The sequence below is a fragment of the Cyclobacteriaceae bacterium genome (assembly GCA_030584025.1).
In the GTDB taxonomy this organism is placed as follows: domain Bacteria; phylum Bacteroidota; class Bacteroidia; order Cytophagales; family Cyclobacteriaceae; genus UBA2336.
Window position 1 is genome coordinate 589,733 of the sequence record CP129487.1, and the last position, 12,942, is coordinate 602,674.

The 12,942-nt window shown below is 43.0% G+C and carries 13 protein-coding genes; 12 read left to right on the forward strand and 1 reads right to left on the reverse strand.

Features of this window, described 5'->3' with window-relative positions:
* The first annotated feature begins 4 nt into the window (after window positions 1–4).
* The 7 genes from QY309_02840 (at window position 5) to QY309_02870 (ending at window position 5,651) form a co-directional block, all read left to right on the forward strand.
* Window positions 5–436, forward strand: coding sequence for a LuxR C-terminal-related transcriptional regulator (locus QY309_02840; protein WKZ60415.1), 432 nt, complete (start codon window positions 5–7; stop codon window positions 434–436).
* A gap of 109 nt (window positions 437–545) precedes the next feature.
* Window positions 546–1,076: a DUF4199 domain-containing protein gene (locus tag QY309_02845; protein WKZ60416.1), complete on the forward strand. Its 531-nt coding sequence runs from the start codon at window positions 546–548 to the stop codon at window positions 1,074–1,076.
* Window positions 1,077–1,139: 63 nt separating this feature from the next.
* Window positions 1,140–1,709, forward strand: coding sequence for a dihydrofolate reductase family protein (locus tag QY309_02850; GenBank protein WKZ60417.1), 570 nt, complete (start codon window positions 1,140–1,142; stop codon window positions 1,707–1,709).
* A gap of 127 nt (window positions 1,710–1,836) precedes the next feature.
* On the forward strand, window positions 1,837–2,535 hold the full coding sequence (locus QY309_02855) for a response regulator transcription factor (protein ID WKZ60418.1): 699 nt from the start codon (window positions 1,837–1,839) through the stop codon (window positions 2,533–2,535).
* Window positions 2,519–3,892, forward strand: a complete 1,374-nt coding sequence (locus QY309_02860) for a HAMP domain-containing sensor histidine kinase (protein WKZ60419.1) — start codon at window positions 2,519–2,521, stop codon at window positions 3,890–3,892. The genes QY309_02855 and QY309_02860 overlap by 17 nt, the downstream gene beginning before the upstream one ends.
* Window positions 3,893–4,087: 195 nt before the next feature.
* Window positions 4,088–4,693 carry a hypothetical protein gene (locus QY309_02865; GenBank protein WKZ60420.1) on the forward strand — a complete coding sequence of 202 codons (606 nt, stop codon included), beginning with the start codon at window positions 4,088–4,090 and terminating at the stop codon, window positions 4,691–4,693.
* Between the two features lie 25 nt (window positions 4,694–4,718).
* A complete protein-coding gene (locus tag QY309_02870) occupies window positions 4,719–5,651 on the forward strand; it encodes a bestrophin family ion channel (GenBank protein ID WKZ60421.1) in 933 nt (310 codons plus the stop codon).
* A 288-nt stretch (window positions 5,652–5,939) separates the two neighbouring features.
* On the opposite strand, the gene QY309_02875 is transcribed toward QY309_02870, so the two are convergent.
* On the reverse strand, window positions 5,940–6,734 hold the full coding sequence (locus tag QY309_02875; GenBank protein ID WKZ60422.1) for an RNA methyltransferase: 795 nt from the start codon (window positions 6,732–6,734) through the stop codon (window positions 5,940–5,942).
* Between the two features lie 116 nt (window positions 6,735–6,850).
* Between QY309_02875 and QY309_02880 the strand changes: the two genes are divergently transcribed.
* From QY309_02880 to guaA, 5 genes are all read left to right on the forward strand, one after another.
* Window positions 6,851–7,753 carry a class I SAM-dependent methyltransferase gene (locus QY309_02880; GenBank protein ID WKZ61675.1) on the forward strand — a complete coding sequence of 301 codons (903 nt, stop codon included), beginning with the start codon at window positions 6,851–6,853 and terminating at the stop codon, window positions 7,751–7,753.
* A 48-nt stretch (window positions 7,754–7,801) separates the two neighbouring features.
* Window positions 7,802–8,479, forward strand: coding sequence for a carboxypeptidase-like regulatory domain-containing protein (locus QY309_02885; protein WKZ60423.1), 678 nt, complete (start codon window positions 7,802–7,804; stop codon window positions 8,477–8,479).
* Between the two features lie 221 nt (window positions 8,480–8,700).
* Window positions 8,701–10,521 carry a translational GTPase TypA gene (gene typA / locus QY309_02890; protein WKZ60424.1) on the forward strand — a complete coding sequence of 607 codons (1,821 nt, stop codon included), beginning with the start codon at window positions 8,701–8,703 and terminating at the stop codon, window positions 10,519–10,521.
* Window positions 10,518–11,357, forward strand: coding sequence for a tetratricopeptide repeat protein (locus QY309_02895; GenBank protein WKZ60425.1), 840 nt, complete (start codon window positions 10,518–10,520; stop codon window positions 11,355–11,357). The genes typA and QY309_02895 overlap by 4 nt, the downstream gene beginning before the upstream one ends.
* A gap of 58 nt (window positions 11,358–11,415) precedes the next feature.
* Window positions 11,416–12,942, forward strand: coding sequence for a glutamine-hydrolyzing GMP synthase (gene guaA / locus QY309_02900; GenBank protein ID WKZ60426.1), 1,527 nt, complete (start codon window positions 11,416–11,418; stop codon window positions 12,940–12,942).

The window sequence follows — 12,942 nt, forward strand, 5'->3', positions numbered from 1 at the left end:
AGCAATGAAACGCATCATTTTAATCTATAGTCTTGTGCTGGCATTGGCTATTTTTCTTCTGAAAACATTAGAGTATCGCTATCTCTTCCGCCAGCTTTCTGTAGAAATTTATATCGGCATTATTGTGGTGCTGTTTACTTTGCTGGGCATTTGGATGGGGCAGAAAATTACCCGGAAGAAGAAGGTATTTGTAACCCCTCAGTCGGGTGAATTTAAAGTGAATGAAAGGATTTTGTTAGAAACCGGTATCAGCAAGCGGGAACACGAAGTGCTGGAACTGATGGCCAAAGGGCTTACCAACCAGGAAATAGCCGATAAGTTATTTGTGTCCTTAAACACGGTGAAAACGCACACGGCCAATCTTTTTGTGAAACTGGAGGCCAAAAGACGCACCCAGGCTATCCAGCGAGCCAAGGAACTACAGCTTATTCCTTGAGACCTATCCTTCATTCGAACTATTTCTCCTAACTTAACTCCAATTCATCCTTTCGGGTGAGTGATTTTACAGCGTGGCCCGGTTGTTTTGAGGTAAAAACAATAATCCTATGAAAAAAATAATTCTTACCTATGGCCTTATTGCAGGCGCTATTGTATCAGTAATGTTGGTGGTCACACAACCTTTATTCAGAAACGGTACCCTGAATATTGACAACGGTGTTTATGTTGGCTTTGGTAGCATGATCATCGCCATGTCGTTGATCTTTTTTGCCATTAAAAGTTTTCGCGATCAGCACCTTCAAGGTGTTATTAGCTTCGGTAAGGCCTTTAAGGTGGGTATTCTCATTGCACTTGTGGCTTCGCTTATGTATGCCATTACTTGGGAAGTTTATTATAATACAGTTGGTCAGGATTTTATGGAGTGGTATCAACAGTGCCAGCTTGATAAGATGACAAAAGATGGCGCAAGTGAGCAGGAATTAGCGGATGCCCGCATTGAAATGGAAGAGATGGCCGTCCATTATAAGAATCCCGTCTTCAGGTTTGGATTTACACTCATTGAAATTTTTCCGGTTGGATTAATCATTACCCTGGTAAGCGCAGGATTATTGAGAAAGAAGGAATTTCTGCCGGCATAGTAATCTAACATAAAAAATGATCTATCATGGTAATAGATTAGTAACGCTAAAATGTAGAAGGATATGCGAAAAATAATTTCATTTATGCACATATCGCTTGACGGTTTTGTGGCAGGACCGAACGGAGAACTTAACTGGGCTAAAGTTGATGAAGAGCTTTTTGATTATGTAGGTAAGCGGATAAGCGAAGGCGATACTGCGTTATACGGACGCGTAACCTACCAGATGATGGAAAATTACTGGCCTACTGCCGGAGATAAACCAACAGCGACCAAACATGATATTGAGCATTCAAAGTGGTATAGCAAAGTTCATAAAGTTGTGTTATCAAAAACAATGAGAGGAGCTGGGTTGACGAATACAAAAATTATCAGCGATAACCTTTCTGATAGAATAAATGAGATAAAACAACAACCGGGAAAGGATATTTTACTTTTTGGTAGCCCAACAGCAACGCATTCACTTATTCAGCTTAACTTAATTGACGGATATTGGCTGTTTGTTAATCCAATTATTTTGGGACAAGGCATTCCATTGTTTACAAACATCAACAATAAAATAAAGCTTAACCTGGTATCAACCCGGCAATTCAGTAGCGGGGTAACTGAGCTGAATTACATAGTTGACAGGTAATAGCTGATTTTTTCCAGTTGGCTTCTGTTTAAGAATTTTATATTTTCCTGCATCAAATGAACAGGTGTTGCAGTTGCGATGCCATAACTATTTTTTCATTCGGTTGTTTTGCCTGTAAACTGATGCAATGAAACTATTGGTAGTTGAAGATGAGCCAAGCTTACTGTCGCTGATCCGAAAGGGATTTTCAGAGCACAACCTGAGTGTAAGTGTAGCGATGGACGGCAACACTGCGTTACAGATGCTAGAAAAACATGAGTTTGATGTTGTGGTGCTGGATATTATGCTGCCGGATGTAAATGGGCTGGAGATTTGCAGGAGAATTCGTGCCACCGGAAATTTTGTACCGGTGTTGTTGCTCACAGCTTTAGGTACCAGTGAGAATATAGTTACCGGGCTAGATGCAGGTGCTGATGACTATCTGGTAAAACCTTTCCGGTTTTCCGAATTGGAAGCACGTGTGCGCGCTTTAGTCAGACGGTCAAATTATAAAGAACGAAATACGCATGCCCTTGAACTTGGCGATTTGGTTGTTGACCGCATTTCAAAATCAGTAACCCGAAACGGCCAACCGATCAAGCTTACTGCCATGGAATTCAAATTATTGGAGCATCTCATTCGGCATAAAGGTATTGTGTTGTCGCGCAATCAGCTTCTACAAAGTGTTTGGGATATTCATTTTGATATGAGTACCAACGTGGTAGATGTTTACATCAACTACCTGAGAAGAAAAATTGATAAACCTTTTGAAGAAAAATTGATACATACTGTAAAGGGCCTGGGATATGTGCTCAGGCAAGAGTCGGAACATGACAACCAAAGTTAAGATAACACTAACCTTTGCCATACTTACCGGAGTAACAGTTATCCTGTTGTGTACGGTGGTTTTCTTTCTTGTGAAGAAAAACAAGCAACAGTATTTTGTAAGCCGGCTTAAAGACAGGGCTAGTATTGTTGCGCCCGATTTGGTGGCTGGTGAAGAGCTGCGGGTGTTTCGGGAAGACCTTGATCCATTATCGGAGGAGCAATATTTTATCATTCCGGTTAATGGGAGTGTAAAGAACTCGGAAACTCAAGCAAGACCTCAATTGCCTGATTCATTTAATGATCGCGTACTCAGTCAGGGTGAAACATGGGTTGTGAACCAGTATGTATTTCATTACGGGCAGTTAGTTTCGCATGAAGGGAAAAAATTTGTGATTGTAGTTTCCGCACGCGATGAACTGGGAAAAGTGCGGCTTTCATTTTTGCGAAATGTGCTCATCTTCGGCTCAATTGGTTCTATTCTCATCACGGTTGTGGTAGGGCGTTTTTTTGCCAGGCGGGTTATTCAACCGGTTTCGGCTATTACAAAGGAGGTTAACCGCATCAGCGCTTCAAACCTGCACATGCGTTTACCCATCTCAACTTCATTTGATGAACTTGAGCAACTCAAGCATACCTTTAACGATATGCTTGATCGGCTTGAAACATCGTTTGAAATTCAAAGCAATTTCATCAATAACGCTTCGCATGAATTGAAAACACCCATCGCAACCATTATGGCAGAAACGGAGATTTTGCTTTCAAAGAAACGTGAAATACCCGAGTATGAAGATGCCTTGCGAAACATAAACAAGTATGCCCAGAAGTTGGGTACCCTTACTGAAAGCTTGCTCAAGCTTACTCAAACCGGGTATGATGGACAAAAGCAAGTGTTGGATATCGTTCGGGTTGATGAGATTTTGCTGGAAGTTTTGGGTGATTTAAATATTCTTTTTCCGGATAACAAAGTAAACCTGCGCATGGATGATTCTCCGGAGGATGAACTGTTGCTTACCTGGCCTTGCAACCGCCCGCTACTTAGTCTTGCGTTGCTCAATATTATCGGTAATGCCGTGAAGTATTCAGATAATAAGGAGGTTTTTGTGGTTCTATGTGTTAATGATGAAGCCATTCGTATTACCATCACCGATGTAGGTATTGGTATTGCTTTGGAAGATGTTCCGCATTTATTTGAGCCTTTCTTTCGTGGCAAAAACGCTGGGCGGTATACCGGGTACGGACTTGGTTTACCGATCGCGCAGAAAATAATACGTATTCATGGTGGGGTGTTAAACATTCAGTCAGAGCAAGGTAAAGGAACACTGGCTACCATTTCATTCAATCGGGCTGCATTAAAAAACGTTAATCTTAATTCTTAGGATTTTCTAATGTTTGATTAAGGACGCTCTAAGACTGGCGCAGTTTATTGTGATATGTTTCACTTAAACACCTGGTCTTATGAAAAACGTTCTTATCCCTACAACGCTTAATTCAGATACACTGAAAGCGGTGAAAGCAATTACTGCGAACATGCACAACGGCAATACAAAAATTGTTTTGCTTTTGTTGTCTGAATGCCTGATGGTATCACAGATTTACTCTTCTCTTCCCGTTCAGCAGGTGAAATTTCATTCGATAAGCGGCAGGTATTGGATGAATGCCGCAAGTACACCGAAACCTTTAAGAATGTTTCCTTCCATGTACATCATCAATATGGTGTGTCGGGCCCATTGTTGCGAAACATTATGAATCATTACAACATTAACCTCACTGTGCTTTTACCTTCTTATAGGGTGGAAAAGGAATCAGTGCATAAGCAGGCAGTTTCAATCTTAGGAAATTGTTCATGTCCGTTGTTGTACTTACCTGAAACACTTGAATCACTTGTTTTGGATCAGGCCATTTACCTGGAAAAGGAACCAACCCGGATTTCCATGGAGGAAGTTCAGCGCATGCTGCGACAGGAGTTTGATATTCGGGTGGTGCGTCAGGCTAAACTTAACGGATACAGCGAAGAGGAACTAAAGCCTGTTTTATCTGAAACAATCGACAAGAGTAACGTTGGACTGTTGGTTGAAACGCGTAAGCCTCAAAAGCCAGGATGGCGGGTAGCCAACAAAGCGCAAATTTCTTTGGCTGGAAAACTGGGAGTGCCTGTACTAAGCATTATTGATAATTAGCCAGTCGTAGGTAAAAGTTAAAACTATGTTACTTAGAAAAGATATCCCGCTCCGGTATATTCTGGGGAAGATAAAATTCGAGTTTGCATTTGTGTCGGTGTATGCGGTTATCATTGGGTTGATTCACAATTACCTGAACATTAACAGTATTACGGTGCCTATAGCTGTACCGGCTATTGTGGGTACCATCATATCGCTGTTGTTGGCGTTCCGTTCCAATCAGGCGTACGACAGGTGGTGGGAGGCGCGCATCATCTGGGGCGGAATTGTTAATGACTCGCGTACCTTGGTCAGGCAGGTGCTTACCTTTTATGAAGGAGGCGGTGGAGAAGCGCACAGGGATTTTGTGAACCGGTTTGCCGCCCGTCAGATGGCGTGGTGCTATTCGCTTGGCAGTTTTCTTCGCGGGCAGGATGCACACGTGCCAGCCAAACGATTTCTTACGGATGAGGAATTCCGATTTGTTTCAAAACACAGCCACGTTCCAAACGCGATACTGATGCTTCATGGCAGGGAGATACGAACAGCGATGAATGAGGCTAAGTTAAACCGCTATCAGCAGGTAGAAATTGATAACACCATTACACGATTGTGTGATGATATGGGGAAATGTGAGCGGATAAAGAACACCATATTTCCAACAACGTATAGTTTGTATATACATTTTGTGCTATACCTGTTTGTGTTGTTGTTACCGTTTGGCCTAACCGAATACTTCGGCTTTATTCAGGTTCCGCTGGTAATCACCATTTCATGTGCTTTTTTTCTCATAGAGAAGATGGCAATTCATTTGCAGGACCCGTTTGAAAATAAGCCTACTGATACTCCGCTAACAACCATAGCCCGTAACATTGAAATAAACCTACGGCATATGGTTAGCGAGTTCAATCAGGAGGTTGACATGAAAAAAATTGACATCGAGTTGCCAAAAATGCAGGGCTCGTATTATGTTTTATAAATGCAACGTAACTTTTGTCAGTTAATATGTTTATGAACCGGTCAGGTCTGATTATTGAAATTATGCTAATTGAAGGGTTTGTCTTGAAATTGAATAATATAATTTGGCTACTTTTTTAAGGCAGCCCTTCACTTTTTCTAGGTTTAATAAGTAGGGTAATATGGGAGTTTTTGCGTTGATGATGTTTTGTACTACAATAATTTCTGCAGGAATCTTTTATCTGCTTTATAAGTGGATTTTTCGGGAGTTTAGAGAAGAGTAACAAGGTGTTACATGTAAAAATACCGGCTACTTTTTAACTCCACGCTGCCTCCTGGCCTCAAATACCACTACGGCACACGAAGTAGAAACATTCATCGAATCAATTTTACCCTGCATGGGAATAATGATGTTGGCCGTAGAATTTTTTACCCATACATCAGAAAGTCCCGTAGCCTCGGTGCCCATCACAATCGCACAAGGTTTTGTAAAATCAGTTTGATCATAGGGCTTGGATGCTTTCAGGTAGGTACAGTAAATGTTGATGGAATTTTTCTTCAACCAGGTAATGGTTTCTTCACTGCTGGCAGATGCAATCTGACTGGTAAACACGCATCCCAAACTCGACCGGATAACATTCGGGTTGTAAAAATCCGTTTGTGGATCGCAGCAGATTACTGCATCCACACCGGCTGCATCGGCTGTGCGAAGAATGGCCCCGAGGTTCCCCGGTTTTTCAACGGCTTCTAGTATAAGTACGAGAGGTGTTGCGCTAAGTTTGATTTGTTCAAGCCCATGTACTTTCATTTCTGCAACGGCAATCGCACCACCTGAATTTTCGCGAACGGCAATTTTATCGAACACTTCTTTCGATACAGGAATGAGCAGTTTATCCTGTATACCAAGCGATGTCAGTTCGTCAGGCCCGATCAACTCATCGCAAAAAAACAAGTTGCCGATTTTGTACCCAGCCTCCAGCGCAAATTGGATTTCTTTTTTTCCCTCAATGATAAAAAGCTGCTGTTTTCTGCGCTCCCGGGGTTTCTCAAGCGCAAGCAGACTTTTAATTTTTGGATTTTGCGTGCTGGTTATCCGGAAATGCATTGTGTTTAAGGTTCTGAAGTTTAACGTCTAAAGTTATCCTAAAATAATAATTAAAGAATCTTGCTATTTTATTGGGTCAAAACTTTAAACTTTGAACCTGAAATCTTGAATATCATATCTTGAACTTGAAACTACTTCACCCCGCCTCCTGGAAAGACTATGAACTCATCGACTCTGGTGAGGGTCAGAAACTTGAGCGTTTTGGAAAGTATGTACTTATCCGGCCTGAACCGCAAGCCATCTGGTCGCGGGTTTTGTCTGAAAAGGAGTGGAACAATACGGCTAACGCCCGGTTTGATCGGGAGCAAAAGGATAAGTTTCGGTTTAGTGATGAGGTGAAAGGCGGCTGGACACGCAGTAAAGGAATGCCCGAGAGTTGGCAGGTGAATTATAATTACGGTGAATTGAATTTAACACTGCGGCTGGCGCTCACCAGTTTTGGTCACGTAGGTGTTTTTCCTGAGCAAGGTGAAAATTGGAATTTTATTTATGACACGATTACGAGTTGGAAAAGTGAACGAGCCCGTGTGTTGAATTTATTTGCCTACACAGGAGCAGCTTCAGTAGTAGCGCGTTCAGTCGGAGCAGAAGTAACGCATGTTGATGCCTCGCGACCAGGTTTAAACTGGGCCAATCAAAATATGCAGATGAATCAGTTAACGGATATTCGGTGGGTGTATGAAGATGCCTTTAAGTTTGTAAGACGCGAGGTGAAGCGCGGAAATAAATACAATGGTATCATCATGGATCCACCACCATACGGCCGCGGCCCGGAAGGAGAGAAGTGGACCTTGCAGGAGCAACTGAACGAATTAGTACGCATGAGCAGTGAATTGCTGGAAGAGAAAAACAGATTTTTTATTCTGAGTATGTACGCGGTCGGACTTTCTTCTTTGGTGGGATTAAACGTAGCCAAGACACATTTTGGAAATCAGGTCTATGAATCCGGAGAGTTCTTTTTGAAGTCGACCCAAAACAGGGATTTACCCATGGGTACATTTTTGCGTTTTCGTTCTTAACGATGAAACTAATTTCTTTCGGTAGTCATCCTTATTAAAATTCCGATTGTGCTCCGAATCCTGATCTTCAGTGGTTTATTGATTTCGTTTGCCGGCTATTCACAGCGGCTCTATCGGGGTATTGTGGTTGATTCGGTGAGTATGAAAAACATTCCTGACGTTCATGTTTCAATCAAGAATACATCACGCGGAATTTTTGCTGATCCGGATGGCAGCTTTCAAATCGTGGCGCGTGCCACCGATACCTTAATCTTTACCAGCCTTGGGTATACACCGGTGTTGCTTCCCTTGCTTTTCCAGGAAGATGTGATGATGGTGTTGATGAAAGAAAATGTTCAGATGTTAGCCAATATTGTAGTGCGTTCAACACGACTCTATCCAAACAAAGTAATGGATCAAACCAAGGCCGAGCCAAAAAAGATGGATGCTTTTGATGCGGTAATGTCGCCCATTGATTATTTCTTCTGGCGTGAAGAGCGCGACCGCAGAAAATTAGCGAAGTACATACGGGAAAATAATCGTACACAAACCTACCGGCAGGTAGTGCTCGATCCTGACGTTACCAAGATCATGATGGAAACGTATAAGATCAGTGAGGATAAATACTATGCCTTATTATCTCAGTTCAATGAAAGAAATGTTCATGTTCACTATTTTACTGATCCGGATGCCATCATGGAAGAACTGCATACTTTTATTGAAACTGCGCTTGAAAAAGAGAAGTGAGTATGATCTCATTGGAATTTTGACCACCCCGGCCTTCGGCCACCCCTCCTTGTAAAGGAGGGGCCAGGGGTGGTTGACTTACCACAAACAGTACCAGAAACCAGATTAGCCAGAATCTTTGAACCGCCACCTTATTCCTAGCGTTTTCATGCGTATCTTTGCGCCCTTAAATGAAGCCCTAAGCGGGTAAAAAGCAGAAAACAAGCAGAATTCAAAGGTTTATGGACGTTAACAAAATCAGGAACATCGCCATTATTGCTCACGTTGACCACGGTAAGACTACCCTGGTAGATAAATTATTGCATGCCGGGCATTTGTTCCAGGCCCACGAAAATCCGGGCGAACTCATTATGGACAGCAACGAACTGGAACGCGAACGCGGAATTACGATTCTTGCCAAGAACGTTTCGGTGCGCTATAAAGACTATAAAATCAACATTATTGACACTCCGGGCCACAGCGATTTTGGTGGAGAAGTGGAACGCGTGCTTAACATGGCCGATGGTTGCTTGTTATTGGTGGATGCGTTTGAAGGTCCGATGCCGCAAACACGTTTTGTGTTGCAAAAGGCATTACAACTGGGCTTAAAGCCAATCGTGGTTATCAATAAAGTGGATAAGAAAAATTGTACACCGGATGAAGTACACGAGCAGGTTTTCGACCTGATGTTTTCCTTGGATGCTACAGAAGAGCAGCTTGATTTCCCGACCTACTATGGTTCGGCCAAGCAAGGTTGGATGAGCACCGATTGGAAACAACCCTCTCCGGATATTACACCTTTGCTGGATGGAATTATCCAGTACATTCCTTCACCAAAGAAGGAGGTAGGTACACCGCAAATGCTCATTACATCGCTTGAATACTCATCATACATCGGTCGTGTAGCCATCGGCCGTATGCACCGTGGCGAATTGAAAGCCGGTCAGTCAGTAGCCTTGGTAAAGCGCGATGGTAAAACGATAGTGAAAGCGAAAATTAAAGACCTTTATGTATTTGAAGGTTTTGAGAAGCAAAAAGTAGAATCAGTTTCGTCTGGTGAAATCTGTGCGATTGTTGGCCTGGAAGGTTTTGAAATTGGTGATACCGTTACCGATCCGGAAAAGCCTGAAGCATTAAAATCAATTGCGATTGATGAGCCTACCATGAGTATGTTGTTTACCATCAACAACTCACCGTTTTATGGTAAGGAAGGTAAGTTTGTTACTTCACGCCACATCAAAGAAAGATTGGATAAAGAGTTAGAGAAAAATCTGGCGTTGCGCGTGTTGGATACGGGTTCTGCTGATAGCTTCATGGTGTACGGCCGTGGTGTATTGCACTTGTCGGTGTTGATTGAAACTATGCGCAGGGAAGGTTATGAGTTACAGATCGGTCAGCCGCAGGTAATTTACCGAGAGATTGATGGTGTTAAATGCGAGCCAGTTGAAGAACTGACCATCGATTTACCTGAAACCGATGCCGGTAAAGCCATTGAAACGGTTTCTGTCCGCAAGGGTGAAATGACCAACATGGAACCGAAAGGAGACCGGATGATTTTAAAATTCATCATTCCTTCACGTGGCATTATCGGACTAAGAAATTATTTGCTGAACGTAACAGCCGGTGAAGCGATTGTTACACACCGTTTCAAGGAATATCAACCGTACAAAGGTGAAATTCCTGGCCGTATCAACGGCTCACTGATTGTTATGGAAGAAGGGGAAGCAATCCCATACAGCTTGCACAACTTGCAAGATCGTGGTAAGTTTTTTATCGATCCGGGAGAACCCGTTTACGAAGGTCAGGTAATTGGCGAACACAGCCGCGGTGGCGATCTGGTAATCAACGTTACCAAAACCAAAAAGCTAACCAACATCCGTGCTTCTGGTTCAGATGAAAAAATGCGGATTGCTCCGGCTATTAAATTTTCACTGGAAGAAGCATTGGAATATATTCAGTCGGATGAATACGTGGAGGTTACACCCAAATCGATTCGACTGCGTAAAATTTACCTGAAAGAAAACGACCGCAAACGCGAACGCAACAAAGCAGTAGCAGTATGAGGCTAATTGCCTGCATCGGAATTTTCTTATTTACCATTTCATTGACTTTCGGGCAATCGAAGCCAACGAAAGCTCAATTGGCTGAAGCCTTGGGAGATACCCTTGCCCAGCAGGAAAATTTTTCAGAGGCACTCAAGCAATACGCAAAAGTCATCAAGGCAACCAAACTCAAAACCAAAGAAGATCGCAAGATTCTTTACAAGCGTGCACTGTGCTTGTTTTATCTGGGTGAGTATGAGAAGGCGTTGAGCGACCTGAATGTTTTCATTCCGGAAAACGAAGATGCTCCACGTGCCCGACTGTTTCGTGCCTTTGTGTATCGCGAGTTGGATGATCTGGAAAATCAATTGGCCGATATTCAATACGTTATTGAGCAGGATCCCATGAACCCGGACTTACTGAAATGGGAAGCCGGCTTATTGGTAGAGATGGGTATGAATGAAGAAGCTGTAGTGGCGTTAAAGAATATCAAACAGTGGGGTACAGATGCGGAGGTCGAGTTTTACCTGGGTCTGGCTTATTACGGGGTAAACAATGCCGATAGTGCTATTTTTCATTTTGATGAGGCCATTGCCATAAATGGTGGCTTTGTTCCGGCTTATACCTATGCCGGGGCGCTTTGCCTCGAAGAAGGAGCTTATGAGTTAGCCCTAACGTATATCAACCTGGCCTTACGGTTGGAGGCCGACAATCCGCAATTGCTCTTTTATAAAGGAATTGCCTTGGTGGAGATGGGAAAGAAGGATGAGGGTTGCAGCTGCCTGAACCGCGCTTTTTACAAGGGCGTTGATGATGCCGGGGGCTACCTGGAAGAGTTTTGCTTTGATGCAGAATAAGGGGGGATAATTCGCCCTGTTCTGCTTGCTGACTGACTTTGCCCTGCTATTTTTGCACATGCCTGAACAGATATTAATCCTTGATTTTGGTTCACAGTATACCCAATTGATTGCCCGCAGGGTTCGTGAACTGAATGTGTACTGCGAAATTCATCCCTTCAATAAAATTCCTGAAATAACCAGTCAGATCAAGGGCATTATCCTTTCCGGGAGCCCATGTTCCGTTCGGGATGCAGGATCACCTGATGTAGATTTAAAGATTTTTAAGAACCTACCGGTTTTGGGGGTTTGCTATGGCGCACAGTTAATTGCTCATAAGAGTGGCGGCTCGGTTTTACCTTCTCAAATCCGGGAGTATGGTCGGGCTAAACTTACTACCGTTGATCATCACAACGAATTATTAAAAGAAATTTCACTCGATACTCAAGTGTGGATGTCGCACAGTGATACCATTGCCTCCGTGCCCGATTCGTTTGAAATTATCTCCAGCACACCTTCTGTAAAAGTGGCAGCGTATCACGTAACCGGTACGCAGACTTATGGCATTCAGTTTCACCCGGAAGTAACCCATACGGTAGAAGGTAAAAACCTGCTACGCAATTTTGTGGTACATATTTGCATGTGTTCACAAGACTGGACACCCGATCAGTTTGTGGAAACTACTGTTGCTGATCTTAAAGAGAAATTAGGCAATGATAAGGTGGTTATGGCGTTATCAGGTGGTGTGGACTCAACGGTGGCGGCAACGCTTATACATAAAGCCATTGGAAAAAATCTGCATTGTATTTTTGTAGATAATGGATTACTGCGCAAAAATGAATTTGAGCAAGTGTTGGAATCTTACAAAGGCATGGGCTTGAACATCAAAGGTGTAGATGCAAAAGAAAAGTTTTATTCCGCCTTGAATGGATTAAGTGAACCTGAAGCCAAACGTAAAGCGATTGGTAAAACGTTTATTGAAGTGTTTGACGAGGAGGCACATCACATTACCGATGTAAAATGGTTGGGGCAAGGCACCATTTATCCAGATGTGATTGAATCTGTTTCTGTGAAAGGTCCATCGGCTACAATCAAATCACACCATAATGTTGGTGGCTTGCCGGAAAAGATGAAGATGAAAGTAGTGGAGCCATTGAACACCTTGTTTAAAGATGAAGTACGCATCGTTGGTAAAACGTTAGGCATAGATCCATCAATATTAGGTCGTCATCCATTTCCGGGCCCTGGTCTGGGTATTCGTATTTTAGGAGAAATCACGGCCGAAAAGGTTCGGATTTTGCAGGAAGTTGATGCTATATTTATCGGTGCGCTTCGTCAACATAGTTTGTACGAATCGGTGTGGCAGGCAGGTGCAGTGTTATTACCGGTGCAGTCGGTAGGTGTGATGGGCGATGAGCGTACGTATGAGCAAGTGGTAGCGCTACGTGCAGTAACCAGCACCGATGGCATGACAGCCGATTGGGTGCATTTACCATATTCATTTTTAGCAGAGGTATCAAGTGACATTATCAATAAAGTAAAAGGGGTGAACCGTGTAGTGTACGACATCAGTTCGAAGCCACCGGCCACCATTGAATGGGAATAA

Bases quoted from the DNA above. Each gene is read 5' to 3' on its own strand.
- QY309_02840 (WKZ60415.1), top strand. From the start codon at position 5: ATGAAACGCATCATTTTAATCTATAGTCTTGTGCTGGCATTGGCTATT.
- QY309_02845 (WKZ60416.1), top strand. From the start codon at position 546: ATGAAAAAAATAATTCTTACCTATGGCCTTATTGCAGGCGCTATTGTA.
- QY309_02850 (WKZ60417.1), top strand. From the start codon at position 1,140: ATGCGAAAAATAATTTCATTTATGCACATATCGCTTGACGGTTTTGTG.
- QY309_02855 (WKZ60418.1), top strand. From the start codon at position 1,837: ATGAAACTATTGGTAGTTGAAGATGAGCCAAGCTTACTGTCGCTGATC.
- QY309_02860 (WKZ60419.1), top strand. From the start codon at position 2,519: ATGACAACCAAAGTTAAGATAACACTAACCTTTGCCATACTTACCGGA.
- QY309_02865 (WKZ60420.1), top strand. From the start codon at position 4,088: ATGCCTGATGGTATCACAGATTTACTCTTCTCTTCCCGTTCAGCAGGT.
- QY309_02870 (WKZ60421.1), top strand. From the start codon at position 4,719: ATGTTACTTAGAAAAGATATCCCGCTCCGGTATATTCTGGGGAAGATA.
- QY309_02875 (WKZ60422.1), bottom strand. From the start codon at position 6,734: ATGCATTTCCGGATAACCAGCACGCAAAATCCAAAAATTAAAAGTCTG.
- typA (WKZ60424.1), top strand. From the start codon at position 8,701: ATGGACGTTAACAAAATCAGGAACATCGCCATTATTGCTCACGTTGAC.
- QY309_02895 (WKZ60425.1), top strand. From the start codon at position 10,518: ATGAGGCTAATTGCCTGCATCGGAATTTTCTTATTTACCATTTCATTG.
- guaA (WKZ60426.1), top strand. From the start codon at position 11,416: ATGCCTGAACAGATATTAATCCTTGATTTTGGTTCACAGTATACCCAA.